The organism is Marivita lacus, assembly GCF_014637725.1.
In the GTDB taxonomy this organism is placed as follows: Bacteria; Pseudomonadota; Alphaproteobacteria; order Rhodobacterales; family Rhodobacteraceae; genus Marivita; species Marivita lacus.
Genome location: NZ_BMFC01000008.1, coordinates 156,934 through 172,492, shown reverse-complemented (window position 1 = coordinate 172,492; position 15,559 = coordinate 156,934). Strand labels below are relative to the sequence as shown.

Here is a 15,559-nt window from a genome sequence, read left to right as displayed (position 1 = left end):
TCGCGCAGACACCTTTATGCCATTGCAAAATCTTCCCGTGACAAGCGTCCGACACAGTATTTCACACCAAACGGCGTTGAAGGATACGCGCTCGAAAGCCAATATCGCCGCCTTCGACGATATGTCCCGCCTATTGCCATGGATCGAGCGCGATCCGGCTTGATTGATGGTTCAAGGTATCTTCGCCGTTGTCTGACGGGACAAAGAGATCATCGCGCGCTCAAAGCGCAAAATGGATCTCTCATGATCTCTGATTTTGATTCACAGTTTTGTCGAGCCACGCTGCCATTTCCTTTAACCGGATTTCCGCCTCTGGACAGTACTCCATCGCGCGCAGATATCCGTGGATGAGGCCCTCGCCCGGCTCGATCGTGACTGGGACACCGGCGTTTTTCATGGCCTCGGCATAGGCATTGCCAGAATCGCGTAGCGGGTCATTCTGGGCCACGGCCACATAGGCAGGCGGCAGGCCTGCATGGGTTTGCGCGGCCAAGGGCGCGATGCGGGGATCGGTGTTGAGTTGCGCGACATCGGCACAATAGAGCGCGTTTGTTGCCGCCATCCCGGCAACCTTCAGCAGCGGGCCCTCGGCGTTTTCGGTGTAGGAGGGACGTGACCGGTCAAAGTCGCAAGCCGGGTAAATCAGGAGCTGCCCGGCCATGGGAATCCCTTCATCGCGGGCTGTCAGCGCGACGGCGGCGGCCAGATTGCCGCCGGCACTGTCACCGCCGATCGCGATGCGGGTGCGATCAATGCCCAGTTCGGCGGCCTTTTCATGGGCCCAGCGGGCTACTGCAAGGACTTGCAAGTAGCCTGCTGGGAACGGGTGTTCCGGAGCCAGCGCATAGTCGACTGAAATCACCGTCTGCTTGTTCCAGGCAGCGATCCGTGCGGTGATGTCCCAATGCGTCTCGGGGCTGCCTTGCATCCATGCGCCGCCGTGCATGTAGATCAGCGCGGGCTGGCTGCCGCCCGAGGCATGGCGGAAGATGCGCACGCGCACGGGACCGCCGTCACTATCGATCCAATGTTCCTCATCTGTTTCGACATCCGGTGGGGTGGGCAGGCGCATGTCACGCGCGATGCTTTCGAAATGCACTCGGCGATCGGCGGCTGTGGCCTCGGGTGTCAGAGTGGCCCATTTTGCGTCCCACACCTCCAGGAACCGGAAAATATCTGGATTGATCATGCGTGCTTCCTCTCTTGCGCGGGGCATGTCGGTTTCGGCGGACAGGCCCGGTTTCATTGCGATACCCAGGATCATGTCGCCAACCTGTCGGCGTAGCTTTTGCTGGCCGCGTTCCGTGAAAATGTCGTCTCCGAAAATGTGCGAGAACGTCGCGCGGTTGGAGACGTTGAAGACCGAGGCCGCCGAAATATGCCAATGCAATTCAAGCGCCGAGAGTCCGCGACGGAACAGCCCCATTTCGACCCCGCGCTGGTAGATGTCTTCCAGCAACGCGATGGCCGAACTGTTTTGCCCCGAGATCGACTTGATCCGGGACATATGCTCTCCCTCATGGATGTTCTCGATCATCACCAAACGCACGAAGTCGGTGTCGTGGCGGTGGTGTTCGAATGTGAATTCGGCCAATTCACGAAGGGCCGCGACAGGATGAAGCTTGCCCAAATCCAGCGCGTCTTCTTCACGGCGCATGCGCGTGTAGGCATCTTCCAGGACGGCTTGATAGAGTGTCTCCTTGTCGGAAAAGTAGTAATAGATCATCCGTTTTGACGTGCGGGTGCGCCGGGCGATTTCGTCGATGCGAGCGCCCGAGAGGCCGTGACGGGCGAAGACTTCTCGGGCCGCATGAAGGATGTTGTCACGCACCGCGTCCGGGTTCTGCTTCCACCCCCCGCGTTGCTGTTCCCCGCTCTCGCCCGTCTCTCCCATGTCTTGCGCCCCCTCTCGCCCGGTTCTACCCGCTTGTAACCTATTGGCCTACCTGCAGGAAACCAAGGCAATCCTCATGTGCTGCGGGATCTTTTTTAACCGTAGCGAACATAGTGTTGACTGAATTAACCACCTAGTCCATTGTCTCGTCAAGGGATGCGGCGTCTGGGAGGAGAACCGCAGTGAACAGCACAATCGCGGCGCAGGCAGGCGAAAGCCCGGCCCGCGCCTTGAAGATCGGACTTCTTGGAAGTGGCATCGCCGGGACGCGGACGCCGCGCATGCATATGGCGGCAGCCACGTCGGCAGGGGTTTCTTACGACTATTATCTGGTCGATTCCCAAGTGCGCAGCCTTCCCGAGGACCCCGCCGAGATTCTGGCGTTGCTGGAGGCCGAGGGTTTCGATGGTCTGAACGTTACCTATCCTTACAAGCGTGCGGTGCTGCCGCTCATGGACGAACTCTCGCAAGCGGCGCGCAATGTGGGCGCTGTGAATACAGTCGTTTTCCGCGACGGGCGCCGTTCGGGGCATAACACTGATCACTGGGGGTTCAGCGAGAGCCTGCGCCAAGGGCTGCCCGGTGCTCCGCGCGACCGCGTGCTCTTGTTGGGCGCCGGCGGGGCAGGTGGTGCTGTCGCACATGCGTTGCTGGATGCGGGTGTCGCACGCTTGGCGATACGTGATGTGAATGATCAGGTCGCAATCGAGCTCGTGGCGCTGTTGACTGAACATTACGGTCCACACCGGGCTGAGGTCGCCACCGACGTATACGAGGCTGCCGATCAGGCTCAGGGCATTGTCAACGCGAGCCCCGTGGGGATGGATAAGCTACCGGGAATGCCGCTGCCAGAAGAGGCGATCCGCCCCGATCACTGGGTTGCTGACATCGTCTATTTCCCATTGGAGACGGATCTGTTGTCCACCGCGCGTGCCAAGGGTTGCGCGGTGCTGCCTGGGTCGGGGATGGCGCTTTATCAGGCTGTTCGGGCCTTCGAGCTTTTCACGGGCTGTGAACCAGACGTGGATCGGATGCGCGAAGCATTCGACTCCTTCACTTGAGGACGGTTCGCCATCCTCGTTCAATGCGTCATAGGGAGGAAATCATGACCATTTCAACCAAAGGAACCGCAAGCGCGCTGGTTCTCGCCCTGGTTGCCGGAATGAGCGCCAGTGCCGTCTCTGCCGACACGGTCGAGATCATCTATTCGGATACCGTGCAGGAAGGTGACCGCCGCTCCACCTTGCTGAGAGAACACTTCGGCGACTGTCTGGGTGAGGGATTTCAGTTCACACCTTATTTTGGTGCGACCCTGTTCAAGCAGGGGACCGAGCTCACAGCAATGCAACGGGCTAACCTGGACATGGCCAACCTGGCGATCTTTGATTTCTACAACCAGGTGCCCGCGACGTCGATCCTCGGCACGGCCTACCTGTGGCGTGACTACGAGCACATGCGCGCGACGTTCAACAGCGACGTGCTTGACGGCTTGATCGACACGATGGAGGAGGCCACCGGAATCAAGGTGCTTGCCTGGCCCTATATCGGCACACGCCATGTCAACATTCGCGGCGAACGCAAAGTCATGAGGCCCGCCGATCTCAACGGTGTCAAGCTGCGCATGCCCGGCGGCGAAGGCTGGCAATTCGTTGGCGAGGCTCTTGGTGCAAACCCGACGCCGCTGGCTTTCACCGAAGTCTATACCGCGCTGCAGACAGGCGCCATCGACGGCCAGGACAATCCGCTTACCGCAAACAAGCAGATGAAATTTCATGAAGTGACGGACCAGATCATCCTGACAGGTCACCTGATCGCCTCAAACGTGTTCTCAATGTCCGGGTCCAAGTGGGACAGCCTGGACGAGGCACAGCAGGCCAGGGTGCAGGACTGCGCGATTTCGTTTCAGGATGCGATGGATGCCGACACGATCAGCCAGGAAGCCGAGTTGGTCGATTTCTTCAAAAGCGAAGGCCTTGAGGTCTACGAGCCCGACAAGGAAGCTTTCCGCACCCATGTGCTGCAGGTCTTCCAGAGCTCGCGTTTCTCCGAGTCTTGGCCGGATGGTGTGCTTGACGGAATCAATGGTCTTTAAGTCGTGCAGCAAGGCTTCCGGCGGGACAATACCGCCGAGCCTCTGAACAGACACACCGAAAAAGGCAAGGGGAACGGGTTGAGAATGGAGCGTTTGAAAACACTCGCCGGATGGGGTGAACGCGGCGCCGAGGTGATCCTCGGTCTGATCCTCGGATCGCTGTTCGTGAGCTTCCTGATCCAGATCGTGTTCCGTTATCTGCTGAACCTCCCGCTGGGCTGGACGGTCGAGTTCGTCTCGATTGCCTGGCTCTGGGGAATCCTCTTTGGCTATGCCTTCGTGGTGCGCGAAAGCGACGTGATCCGGCTGGACATCATCTATGCGGCGCTGCCCAGCTGGGCGCGTCGCGCGCTCGACGTCATTACCGGGACAATCTGCGCGGGGATCTTCCTTTGGACGCTGCCGCAGGTCTGGGGCTACATCGACTTCATGTCGATCGAGAAGACCTCATACATGAAGATCCGCTTCGATTATGTCTTCGCGATCTACGTTCCCTTCGCACTTTCTGTTGTCATCCGTTGCGGCATGTCCATTTGGCGCGGGCTCACCGGCGCCGGCCCAGCGTTCGAAACGCCCAAAACTGCAGGCACACACGACTATGAGTGATCCCTTTACAGTCTCTATTGTCCTGATCGCCTTTCTTGCCTTCGGCGGCCTGTCGATGGGGCTGGCGATGATCTGCGGGTCTTCCGTCTACCTGATCATGCGGGGTTTCGATCCGTCGATCGCCGCGGAAACCCTGCTGCAAGGCCTGTTCAACAGCTACACGCTGCTGGCGATTCCATTGTTCATCCTGGCCGCTGACATCATGAACATCGGCTCGCTGGCTGACCGCCTGCTGCGGTTCAGCCAAGCCTTGGTCGGACGCTTCAAGGGCGGGCTGGGTCACGTCAATGTCGTATCCTCGCTGATCTTCTCGGGCATGTCCGGGTCTGCCGTGGCCGATGCGGTGGGCATGGGCAAGATCATCATCAACATGATGACCAAGGACGGGAAGTATACCAAGTCCTATGCCGCCGCGATCACCGCGGCTTCGGCGACCATCGGACCCATCATCCCGCCGTCGATCCCCATGGTGCTCTATGCGCTCGTGTCGGACCAATCGGTCGGCTACCTCTTTGCCGCCGGCATGATGCCCGGCCTGCTGATGGGGGTGGTGTTGATCACCATGAACATGATCATCGCCCACAGTCGCGGTTTCGACGTGGACGAGGCCATACCGCTGCGCGACATGCCCGGCGTCACCTTCCGCGCCATCCCCGCATTGCTGCTGCCGGTGATCCTACTGGGTGGAATCTACGGAGGGGTCATGACCCCGACCGAGGCAGCTGCCGTGGCGGCCTTCTATGCGCTCTCAATTTCGGTCGTGTTCTACCGCTCGGTAACTGCCGGGCAATTCTTCGAGACATTGTTGGCGTCAGCCCGCTCCACCGCCACCGTCGGTATCCTGATCGCCGGTGCTCTGACCTTTCAGTATGTCATCACGCGGGAAAACGTGCCGGATCAGCTGGCCGCGTTTCTGGCGCAGTATGATCTGGGGCCAGTGGGTTTCCTGATCGCGATCAACATACTGTTCATCGCCTTGGGCTGCATCCTGGAATCCGGCGCTATCCTGCTGATCATCGTGCCGATCTTCATCCCCACGGCACAGGCCCTTGGCATCGACCTGGTCCACTTTGGTGTTGTCTGTGTGGTAAATGCGATGCTGGGCCTGATCACGCCGCCCTACGGATTGTTGTTGTTCATCGTTTCATCAATCACCAAGGAGCCTCTCGGCCGCATCATTCGCGACCTGATGCCGTTTCTTTTCGCGCTTTTCGTCGCACTCGGAGTGATCACCTTCGTACCGGACTTCGTGCTCTGGCTGCCGCGTTTGCTGGGTTACGGAGGCTAAAGCACCATGAAAACCTCGATTGCCACCGTCTGCATCGCAGGAGACCTTCGGGAAAAGCTCGCCGCCATCGCGGCGGCCGGCTTTGACGGTATTGAAATCTTCGAGCAGGACTTCATCACCTTCGATGCCTCTCCGCGTGAGGTCGGAGCGATGGTGCGGGACCACGGGCTGGAGATCTCTTTGTTTCAGCCGTTCCGCGACTTTGAAGGGCTGCCTGATCCCGAAAGAAGCCGGGCGTTCGAGCGGATGGAGCGCAAGTTCGATCTGATGCAGGAGCTGGGCACCGACCTCATTCTGGTGTGCTCATCCGTGCATCCCAAGGCGCTTGGCGGTATCGATCGCATGTCCCGTGATTTCGCCGAACTGGGAGAGCGTGCCGCCGCCCGCAACCTGCGCGTGGGTTACGAAGCGCTGGCATGGGGACGTCATGTCTGGGACCACCGCGATGCATGGGAGGTGGTGCGCCGCGCCGATCATCCGAACATCGGACTGGTCGTCGACAGTTTCCATACGCTGGGCCGCAAGCTGGACCCGGAGTCGATCCGCGCCATTCCGGGTGACAAGATATTCTTTGTCCAGCTTGCCGATGCACCGATGATCGAGATGGACCTACTTTATTGGTCGCGGCACTTCCGCAACATGCCGGGACAAGGCGATCTGGACGTGACAGGCTTCATGCGCGCCGTGGCCGCCACCGGGTATGCCGGGCCAATCAGCCTTGAGGTCTTCAATGATCAGTTTCGCGGGGGGAGCGCCAAGGCCATCGCGCGGGACGGACACCGATCGCTCATATACCTGATGGATCAGGTCAGACGCGCGGAGCCCGAGTTGCGTCTGGATTCGCTCGATATCCCACCCCGCGTCACGACAGAGGGTGTGGCTTTCGTGGAATTCGCAGCGTCGGAAGCCGAAGCCGAAGGGTTGCGCAAGCTGCTAGGATCACTTGGATTTCATCGCGCGGGCAAGCATATCTCCAAGCAGGTCGAGGTCTGGCAGCAAGGCGAAATCCGCATCGTCCTGAACACCGACCAGGAGGGTTTCGCGCACACTGCCCATATCGCACATGGGTTGAACATTTGCGACGTGGGTTTGCTGGTGGACAGCGCCGAGGATACGGTGACCCGTGCCCGCGCTCTGGGGGCCACGCCCTTCAGCCAGTCTGTCGGACCAGGAGAGATGCAGATCCCTGCCATCCGTGGCGTCGGCTCGGGCCTGCTGCATTTCATCGACCGCAACTCTGATCTTGGCAAGGTCTGGGAGATCGAGTTCGCACCCGCAGAAGGCGGTGCCGCACATGAGGCCGGGCTGACGCGCATCGACCATATCGGTCAGACCATGAACTATGAGGAGATGCTGACCTGGTCGCTTTTCTACCTGTCCCTTTTCGAGACGAAAAAACAGGCCACAGTTGATGTGGTTGATCCCGGCGGGCTGGTGCGCAGCCAGGCAATCGAAAGCCCCGACGCGGCTCTGCGCGTCACTCTGAACGGGGCCGAGACCCATCGTACCTTTGCCGGGCGGTTCATTGCCGACAGCTTCGGGTCTTCCGTGCAGCACGTGGCCTTTGCCACCGATGACATCTTTGCCTGCGTTGCCAAGATGCGCAAATGCGGGTTCGAGCCGCTGCCGATGCCCGAGAACTACTATGACGACCTTGCCGCGCGGTTGTCGCTGTCGCCCGACGTCACGGGCCGGCTCAAGGCCGATCACATCCTTTATGACGAGGACGCCTCCGGATCTTTCTTTCAAGTCTATACCCGGTCTGTCGGAGATGGGATTTTTCTAGAGATCTGCCAGCGCAAGGACGGCTACACTGGTTATGGCGCTGCCAATGCACCCTTCCGCATCGCTGCCCAACGGCGGCTGGCGCGACCGTCCGGAATTCCCCGCATATGACTGGTCCCAAACCCGCCCCGAGGACAAGAACAGGAAACAGGATGTCCGACTGCAAGGTGGAGCTGATCCAGAAAGTGGATGCTCGACTTGGCGAAACGCCCCTATGGGACCTTGCTCGTGGAGTGCTTTGGTGGATTGACATCGAGCAACCAACTCTTTGGCGGCTTGACCCCGAAAGCGGCGTGACCGAGGCCGAGGCGCATCCCTGCACCTATCTGGGCTCCATTGCCATGACACGGTCGGGTGGCCTTTTGGCAGCGCGCGATCTGAAACTGCTTCACCGCGCCCCAAAGACCAGCGACTGGCTGCCTTTCGCGACAACGCCGGATGAAGCGATGCCAGCCACACGGCTGAACGACGGGCGCGTTGATGCCAATGGCAGCCTCTGGATCGGCACTATGGATAACGGGCTGACCCGAGGTCTGGGCGGATTGTATCGTGTCGATCCCGACAGCACGATGACCCGGATGCTCGACGATGTGATCGTCGCCAACGGCATCGCCTTCGCGCCTGACGGGCGCAGCATGTATTTCACGGATACCCGCCGACATGTGACCTGGCGGCTTGGTCTCGATGAGACTGGCCGAGAGATCACCTACCGCGAGGTCCTTGCCGATTACAGCAGCACTGGCATCCGCCCCGACGGGGCATGCGTGGATGCCGATGGCTGTCTTTGGCAGGCCTTCTTCGCGGGCGGTCAAGTGGTGCGCTATGCGCCAGACGGCCGTTTGGACCGGCAGATTGCTCTGCCGGTCACGAATCCCACCTGCCTCTGCTTCGGCGGGCGGGATCTGAAGACACTTTTCGTCACAACTGCCTTCAAGTTCCTCTCCGATGAGGAACTGGCGGCCGAGCCTCTGGCCGGATCCGTCTTCGCCATCGAAGGTGCCGGGCAGGGCGTGGCGGAAAACCTATTTGCACTCTGACGTTTCTCTAGGGAGGAAACCATGCACTACAGAAGTCTACGCAACCTGATCGCTGCCGCCGTGGCAACGATCTCCATCGCTGGAACCGCTTCCGCTCAGGTCGAACTGATCTTTTCGGATGTGAACCCGGCCGAAGTGCCGCGTTCCAAGGCGATGACCGAAATTTTCGCCAAAGAGCTTGGCGATGATTTTTCCTTCCAGCCCTATTTCGGAGCCACGCTGATGAAGCAAGGCACCGAATTGATCGGTCTGCAGCGCGGCAACATCCAGATGGCGGGCCTTCCGCCGTCGGACCTGGCACAGCAGGTGCCTGCCTTCGACATTCTGGGCGCGGCTTACGTCGTGCGGGATCAGGCCCACCTCAAGGCGATCTTTGACAGTGAAGTCGGTGAGCAGCTGAAGGCGCTTGCCCGTGAAGAGCTGGGCGTCGAGATCCTGGGCACATTCTACTACGGCACCCGTCATCTGAACCTCAAGGGAGACGCCCAATTCATGACCCCCGCCGACCTGTCGGGCGTCAAGTTGCGCATGCCGGGCGGCGAAAGTTGGCAGTTCCTGGGCAAGTCCCTGGGCGCCAACCCGGTGCCGATCCCCTATACCGAGCTTTATACCGCGCTGCAGTCTGGTGTGGTGGACGGCCAGGACAACCCTCTGCCAAATAACCGCCAGATGAAGTTCCATGAAGTGACCGATCAAATCGTCCTCACAGGTCACAATGTCGGCTTCGGCATGCTCCTGGTGTCCTCGCAGGTTTGGGATGCGCTAAGCGACGACCAGAAAGCCACAATGCAGGCCGCGGCCGACAAGGCGACCGCATGGTCCGATCAGCAATATCTTGATCAGGAAGCCGAGCTTGTCGCCTTCTTTGAAGGTGAGGGCTTGACGGTCTATGAACCCGATCTGGAGGCCTTCCAATCCTACGCACAAGAGCAGTATCTGAACTCGCCCTTGTCCGAGAGCTGGCCGGAAGGCATGCTGGAAGCGATCAACGGTTTATAATCGAAAATCTGCTTCTGAACATCTTGCTGCGGTCGGACACTCTTTCTGACCGCAGTTCGAATCTGAGTGACCGACCGGCGGCTCGCGCGAGAGAAAGAGCCGCCGGTTCATCCGGCACTTTGTTGGTATGCCAGCCAAGCCAACGCCACAGCGGTCATAGCCGGTCTCCTCAGCAGTGTGGTTGTGCAAAACCACTGTTGAGACCTGAGAGCCGGTTATGGCCACCCGTTGCGCAGTTTAGGGGCTGCGCAGGCGGCCATAACCGACCAACAACCCTTCTTCCCGACGTGCTACGGGGCCGAATACATCAGTGAATTGCTGAGAAAACGGGCAGAGAAACATGGGGTTACGATCCAGCACATCCAACTCGGCCGGCCACTGCAGAACGCTTATGTCGAGCGCTACAACCGGACGGTTAGGCATGAGTGGGTGGATCAATACATCATGCGAAAGTATCGAGGAGGCACAGGATCAGGCCACGCAATGGCTATGGACTTCGGTAACGGGTCCGTCCTAGTCAAGGCTTTTTTCACAAAACTTCAGAGCCCGCACAAGCAGGAGTTTTGTTTTCCGACCTGTCCGCTGCCGTTCTTCACACCAGCCCGTAATTGGGTCCTTGGGGCTCATGCTTCGGTCCGTGGTCAGCGCGCAGGCTGCCAACATGATGCTGGTTCGGTGCAATCCCAATGTGCCAATCTCATAGGCGTGCTTGACTGTTATCAGCCAGCGACTGTCCTGAGCACGACATCATCGGAACCACGTCCCTGCCGGACCTTGGGGCCTGCGATCAAGCGAGCAACGGGTTTGATGTTAATGCGTCGGTGCCGCTTCAAACTGGAATGTTGAGCCGTCGACCCACATGCGATGCAGTATCACTGCGATCCTGCGCGCTAACGCGACCATGGCTCGCTTCCGGCCCCGGCGCTTTGCGAGTTGAGCGCCCCATGTTCTCAGCCATGTCGATCGACCACGGTTCATCATTACGGTTGCGGCCTGGCATAACGCGCGCCTCAAGTTCACGTCGCCGGCCTTGGTTATGCCGCCTGAGACATCGCGTTCGCCAGACTGGTTGCGTGATGGTGTTAGGCCAGCCCAGGGGCCAACGTTCTTCGAAGAGGTGAAGCGCGCAGGGTCGTCGACGGCAGACCGGTAAGTCAGGGCGACGACTGCACCAACTCCCGGCATCGTCATCAGTCGCACACAAACCGGGTCGTCCTGGGCCATCTGCCGAACCAGTTTTTCGAGGCCCGCAAGTTCCTGGCGCAACGACGCTCTTGCACGCAACATGGGAGCTGTCGCTGTATCGAGCATGGCATTGCCCTCAGCGAGTTCTCGAATGCGATGCTCGAACCTTCCTCGGGAAATCGCACCGACTTTCAAACCAAAGTTACGCAAGAGCCCGCGCAGTGACATCTCCAGAGCGATCATGTTCTGCTGGATCGCCTTCCGAGCGCTGAGAATGGCGCGAACTTCCTGTGCTGAAACTGACTTGCAGTGGACGGGGCGGAACCAACCGAGGTGGAGTAGACGGGCAATCCCCTCAGCATCTCTCCGATCTGTCTTGATGGGCATGGCCTTCAAGGCGCCCTTCACCTGTCGTGTCTCCATCAGAACAGCATCCAGCCCGGCATCTGTCAGCCCACGATGTAGCCACTGTGACAAGGGACCAGCCTCAAGGCCCAAGGCGGCAATGGTGCCGTCCAAGGTGTGAAGCCACGCAAGAAGCGGCTCTGGTTCGCTGGCGACCTCAGCTTCCTGAACGATTTTTCCATGCTCGCTAACCACGCATATCGCCGTCTTGGCCAGTGACACATCCAATCCGATAAACAGTCTCATCCCCTTTTCCTCCAATCAGGTTTGATACGGGAATGGCGACAGCGCAGTGGTGATCTTGCAAGCGGTAATGGTGATGCGCAACGCAGGACCCGTTACGGCATCTCATAACAAAGACCGCCCCAACATTGGCATTGGCGGCATCACACGCTCAATGAAACTGAAAATGGCCGTGTAAGTTCTACGGATGCACCCCGTTAAAAAGGGGGGATTACCCATGGAAATCCCGCAGAAAGCCGATGTCCTGCTGGTCCTGACCGATTACTACACCTACGACATGGACCCACCGGCTTTTCCAAGGGATTGGTGGAACGAACCACCCAAAACGCAGTCATCCTGTGTTGAACACCCGGAAACCCTCGAGCCGGTGACCTTCCCCCGGTCGTCCTTCGTTCATAACGAGAGACCTTGGGGGTGATAGTGGTCGGTTTCGGGTTGGGCAAGCGCGCCCGGCGCGGGGTCCTCAGAATGCTCAATCGCCTGGCGCGCTTCAGGATCGCCTTGCTGGTGAACCCGGCGCCACAGTATTGGGCGCATGCCGCTGATCCCGCTCTCGGCCAAAGGTGGCTCACAGACCTAGGGAGAGATCAGACATGTCTTTCGCGATCCCGTGATCCGTCCGGCGGTGCTCGCCAATCACGGCACGATCCGCGTCGGCCCGACCCTGAGGGCAGCGCAATACCTTTCTGAGATCATAGAGGAAACGGCCCATATCGCTTAAGTCCGCGACACTTTGATGGACGCCCGTGGCCATAGCACCGCCGATTTGCCGCGCTACGGCACTGCCGCCGATGCACGCGTCGCCAGATGAGGCGTGCGGCGCGGATCATCTGCCAGCTGAACGCCGAAACCGCCGTGACGGCAGCGCTTTGACCTCCAGCCGGTATTCAGGTCACGTCGTCCAAGGAGTAAATGCGTCGCATGGACGATCAACTTGAAGGCCAGCCGGGCATTTGGTGGTCGGAAGTTTTGGCGGACGCGCAGGTCGTGCAAAACTCTTGCCGTTGGCCATGCGTGCTGGTCTTGTGTGCATCAGGGGCTGTACAGCATACAGCCTCCCGACACGGTAGCGGAGGATACCCATGTTTCATACCCCCTTGCGCAAGGGCGCACTCACGGCCGCGCTCGCGGCAGCATTGGCCATCGGCGGCACGGCGGCAAGCGCCGAAACCCGCGTGACGCTGAAATCGGCGTCCTCTTCAAGTTCGTATTACGTGATGATGGTGCAGCTGGGTGAGATGCTCCAGACGCAGTCAGATGGTGAGATCTTGCCGACTGTCGAGGAAAGCCAGGGCTCAGTGCAGAACGTGACAGAGGCCGGGCGCCGCTCCGGTGCGTTTCTCTTCACCTCGCCGCCGAACCTGATCGCGGATGCGCTGGCTGGTGCCGATCCCTTCACCGGCGGCAATTACGACGGGCTGCGCACGCTCTTTCCAATGCCCTTCATCACCATTCACATGGTTGTTCGCGCCGACAGCGACATCACCACGGTGGCAGATCTTGCCGGGCGCAGCTTCATCTCGGGCGGCACCGGCACCTTCTGCCAGCGACAGGTGGCCTCGATCTTCGAGACACTCGGCATCGCCGACAGCGTGACCGCGCCCGAGATGGAACTCTCCGGTGCCCCCGCAGCCCTGCGCAACAACCAGGTCGATGGCTATGCGACCTGTTCCTCGCACCCCACTCCGCAGGTTCAGGAACTGGCCGCGACCTTGCCCGTGCGGATCTTGTCCTTCACGCCCGAGGAACAGGCCGCGATCATCGCCGCCAACCCGAGCGCGGGCGCGGTCAGCATCGCGGGCGGCACCTATGCGGGCATCGACGCGGCCATCGACACCATGGCCGTCCCCGTCGGCGCCTTCGCGGTGAACATGGACGATGACACCGCGCTCGCCATCGTCGCGGCCTTCTGGGAGCAGCGCGAGGACATGGCTGAAACCAACCCCTGGTGGGCGGGCGTGTCGCCCGAGCTGGTGCCGCAACTGGGCGCGCCGCTTCATGAAGGCGTCACGGCTTTCTACGCCGAACGCGGCGTGACGTTGCCCTGAACGAAGCCTGGAACAGTGACTAGGGGAGGGGGGCTTTGTGCCTCCCTTCCTGCCTTTGGGGCTGATGACAACATGAACGAAACCCGGAATACGGCTGAGGGCGAGTCACAAAGCTGGCTCTCGGTCGAGATGGACGGTCAGCGCTACGGCGCCGTGGCCATTGCTCTGGCGCTGCTGCTGGTGGGGTTTCATATGTGGAACGCCTTTGCCGGGCTGATCCCCAACCTCATCACCCGACCCGCGCATCTGGCCCTCGCCCTGCCCTGGATCTTCGTCCTTGGCGCGGCGGCACAGGCTGGCCGCAGCGCGCGGCTCACGGGCTGGTTCTTCCTCGCCATGGGGCTCAGCGTTTGTGGCTGGATCATGCTCAACCGCCGCGATCTGGTGCTGCAATACGGCGCGCTTGATGGAACGGTACAGATCGTGCTCGCGCTGACGCTGATCGTGGTGGTGCTGGAAATGGCGCGCCGCGCGATCAAGATCGTGTTGCCGACCGTTGCCGCGCTGGTGTTGGCCTATGCCTTCCTGGGCGATCAGATCCCGGGGCGCTTCGGTCATGGAGGAATGCCGGTCGATTACCTCCTTGGCACTCTGACCATCACCGAGGGCGGGCTTTGGGGGACGCTGACAGGCACCTCGGTCGATACCATCGCCATGTTCGTGATCCTCGGCGGATTCATTTCGGCAGGCCAGGCGGGCACGGGCTTCATGGCCTTTGCCACGCAACTGGCCGGGCGCACGCGGGCGGGCGCGGCCAAGGTGGCCATCCTGTCCTCGGCCTTCTATGGGTCGATCTCGGGTGTTGCCGCGGCCAACACCGCAACGACCGGCATGATCACCATTCCCGCGATGAAGCGCCTTGGCTACCCGCCGCAACTGGCCGCCGCGACCGAGGCCGTGGCGTCGACCGGTGGCCAGATCCTGCCGCCCGTCATGGGCGCGGGTATCTTCGTCATGGCCGAACTGGTGCGCATGCCTTACACCGATATCATGGTTGCGGCCTTGCTGCCCGCGATCCTGTTCTTCCTTGCGGCGTGGTTCGGGGTACATGTCTATGCATTGCGCATCGATCTTCCCGCTCTGCCTCGCAGTGCCATGCCCGGCTGGGCAGCTGTGTCGCGCTCGGTGCCCTTCTTCCTGCTGCCCTTCTCGATCCTGGTCGGCACGCTTGCCTTCACCAGTTACACCCTGGCCTATGCGGCGGTATTCGCGACGGTGGTCACCTGGGCTACCCTGATCTTCGAGCCCGACGGGCGGCTGTCGCTTGCGGGCTGGTATCGCCGCACGCTGGTGGCGATCATCACCGCCGCGCAACAGGTCTCCATCATTGCTGCCGTGATCATCTGCGCGGGCATCGTGGTGGGTGTGTTCAACATGACCGGCCTTGGCGTCAAGCTCACCTCGCTGATCCTCTCGGCCAGCGGCGGGCATCTGTGGATGGCGCTGCTTCTTACTGCACTCGCGGCCCTTGTGCTGGGGATGGAGCTGCCGACGACTGCGGCCTACGTGATCTGCGCCTCGGTTGCGGTGCCGGCCCTTGTGGGTCTTGGCGTACCCGATCTGTATGCGCATCTCTTCGTCTTCTGGTACGCTCTTTTGTGCACGATTACGCCACCTGTCTGCGGCAATGTCTTCATTGCCGCCGCCATCGCGCAGACGCCGTGGTTGCCTGTGGCAGGCAACTCCATGCGGCTGGGGGTGGGTCTTTTCGTTGTGCCGCTGGGTTTCATCGCGAACCCCGCCTTGTTGCAACTGGCGACCGAACCCTTGGCTGCGCTGGCCACGATGGCGCAAATCGCACTGGGCCTCTGGCTCATCAGCTTCGCGGTGATTGGTGGCGCGCGGGTGCGCCTGTGGGAGCTACTCCGCGTGCCGGCCTTGCCCGTCGGTCTGGGGGTGATCTTCTTGCTGTGAGACCTGTGACGCAAAAGACGAAACGGGCGATGCTCTTGTCAGATCCGTCATTCTGATCCTCAA

At 60.5% G+C, this 15,559-nt stretch carries 13 protein-coding genes and 1 pseudogene; 12 read left to right on the top strand and 2 right to left on the bottom strand.

Translation table 11 applies throughout. The features are described from left to right. Window positions 1–241 precede the first annotated feature (241 nt). Window positions 242–1,831 (bottom strand): alpha/beta hydrolase fold domain-containing protein, encoded by a 1,590-nt coding sequence (locus IEV82_RS15330; protein WP_229747850.1) that lies wholly within the window; start codon window positions 1,829–1,831, stop codon window positions 242–244. 245 nt (window positions 1,832–2,076) lie between these two features. Here IEV82_RS15330 and IEV82_RS15325 point away from each other — a divergent pair, with 245 nt between their 5' ends. The 8 genes and pseudogenes from IEV82_RS15325 to IEV82_RS15290 all read left to right on the top strand — a co-directional run. After that, window positions 2,077–2,955 carry a shikimate dehydrogenase gene (locus tag IEV82_RS15325; RefSeq protein ID WP_188482900.1) on the top strand — a complete coding sequence of 293 codons (879 nt, stop codon included), beginning with the start codon at window positions 2,077–2,079 and terminating at the stop codon, window positions 2,953–2,955. Further along, complete coding sequence (dctP, locus tag IEV82_RS15320; protein WP_188482899.1) at window positions 2,952–3,986, top strand: TRAP transporter substrate-binding protein DctP; 1,035 nt, start codon at window positions 2,952–2,954, stop codon at window positions 3,984–3,986. The genes IEV82_RS15325 and dctP overlap by 4 nt, the downstream gene beginning before the upstream one ends. Window positions 3,987–3,989: 3 nt before the next feature. Continuing rightward, window positions 3,990–4,592 (top strand): TRAP transporter small permease, encoded by a 603-nt coding sequence (locus tag IEV82_RS15315; RefSeq protein WP_229747849.1) that lies wholly within the window; start codon window positions 3,990–3,992, stop codon window positions 4,590–4,592. After that, entirely contained in the window at window positions 4,585–5,880 is a 1,296-nt protein-coding gene (locus tag IEV82_RS15310; protein ID WP_188482898.1) for a TRAP transporter large permease, read from the top strand. Before IEV82_RS15315 ends, IEV82_RS15310 begins: the two co-directional genes overlap by 8 nt. A 6-nt stretch (window positions 5,881–5,886) precedes the next feature. Then, complete coding sequence (locus tag IEV82_RS15305) at window positions 5,887–7,776, top strand: bifunctional sugar phosphate isomerase/epimerase/4-hydroxyphenylpyruvate dioxygenase family protein (protein ID WP_188482897.1); 1,890 nt, start codon at window positions 5,887–5,889, stop codon at window positions 7,774–7,776. Between the two features lie 41 nt (window positions 7,777–7,817). Continuing rightward, on the top strand, window positions 7,818–8,702 hold the full coding sequence (locus tag IEV82_RS15300) for an SMP-30/gluconolactonase/LRE family protein (RefSeq protein WP_188482896.1): 885 nt from the start codon (window positions 7,818–7,820) through the stop codon (window positions 8,700–8,702). 21 nt (window positions 8,703–8,723) lie between these two features. Then, window positions 8,724–9,701, top strand: a complete 978-nt coding sequence (locus IEV82_RS15295) for a sialic acid TRAP transporter substrate-binding protein SiaP (protein WP_188482895.1) — start codon at window positions 8,724–8,726, stop codon at window positions 9,699–9,701. A 294-nt stretch (window positions 9,702–9,995) separates the two neighbouring features. After that, window positions 9,996–10,197, top strand: a pseudogene (locus IEV82_RS15290) (integrase core domain-containing protein); the annotation flags it as partial. A 314-nt stretch (window positions 10,198–10,511) separates the two neighbouring features. Here IEV82_RS15290 and IEV82_RS15285 read toward each other — a convergent pair. Further along, a complete protein-coding gene (locus IEV82_RS15285; protein WP_188482894.1) occupies window positions 10,512–11,537 on the bottom strand; it encodes an IS110 family RNA-guided transposase in 1,026 nt (341 codons plus the stop codon). Between the two features lie 214 nt (window positions 11,538–11,751). Between IEV82_RS15285 and IEV82_RS15280 the strand changes: the two genes are divergently transcribed. The 4 genes from IEV82_RS15280 to IEV82_RS15270 all read left to right on the top strand — a co-directional run bounded on the left by IEV82_RS15280 (window position 11,752) and on the right by IEV82_RS15270 (window position 15,496). Next, window positions 11,752–11,952, top strand: a complete 201-nt coding sequence (locus IEV82_RS15280; protein ID WP_188482893.1) for a hypothetical protein — start codon at window positions 11,752–11,754, stop codon at window positions 11,950–11,952. Between the two features lie 192 nt (window positions 11,953–12,144). Beyond that, the gene (locus IEV82_RS24045) at window positions 12,145–12,255 is read left to right on the top strand and encodes a class II aldolase/adducin family protein (RefSeq protein ID WP_373285235.1); all 111 of its coding nucleotides are present in this window, start codon (window positions 12,145–12,147) and stop codon (window positions 12,253–12,255) included. Between the two features lie 361 nt (window positions 12,256–12,616). Next, window positions 12,617–13,582: a TAXI family TRAP transporter solute-binding subunit gene (locus tag IEV82_RS15275; protein ID WP_188482892.1), complete on the top strand. Its 966-nt coding sequence runs from the start codon at window positions 12,617–12,619 to the stop codon at window positions 13,580–13,582. Between the two features lie 72 nt (window positions 13,583–13,654). Then, window positions 13,655–15,496, top strand: coding sequence for a TRAP transporter permease (locus IEV82_RS15270; RefSeq protein ID WP_229747848.1), 1,842 nt, complete (start codon window positions 13,655–13,657; stop codon window positions 15,494–15,496). The last annotated feature ends 63 nt before the right edge of the window (window positions 15,497–15,559 follow it).

What these genes read in the sequence shown, in the direction of transcription:
- IEV82_RS15275 (WP_188482892.1), top strand. Translation starts at nt 12,617, where the DNA reads ATGTTTCATACCCCCTTGCGCAAGGGCGCACTCACGGCCGCGCTCGCG.
- IEV82_RS15285 (WP_188482894.1), bottom strand. Translation starts at nt 11,537, where the DNA reads ATGAGACTGTTTATCGGATTGGATGTGTCACTGGCCAAGACGGCGATA.
- IEV82_RS15270 (WP_229747848.1), top strand. Translation starts at nt 13,655, where the DNA reads ATGAACGAAACCCGGAATACGGCTGAGGGCGAGTCACAAAGCTGGCTC.
- IEV82_RS15280 (WP_188482893.1), top strand. Translation starts at nt 11,752, where the DNA reads ATGGAAATCCCGCAGAAAGCCGATGTCCTGCTGGTCCTGACCGATTAC.
- IEV82_RS15295 (WP_188482895.1), top strand. Translation starts at nt 8,724, where the DNA reads ATGCACTACAGAAGTCTACGCAACCTGATCGCTGCCGCCGTGGCAACG.
- IEV82_RS15310 (WP_188482898.1), top strand. Translation starts at nt 4,585, where the DNA reads ATGAGTGATCCCTTTACAGTCTCTATTGTCCTGATCGCCTTTCTTGCC.
- IEV82_RS15300 (WP_188482896.1), top strand. Translation starts at nt 7,818, where the DNA reads ATGTCCGACTGCAAGGTGGAGCTGATCCAGAAAGTGGATGCTCGACTT.
- IEV82_RS15305 (WP_188482897.1), top strand. Translation starts at nt 5,887, where the DNA reads ATGAAAACCTCGATTGCCACCGTCTGCATCGCAGGAGACCTTCGGGAA.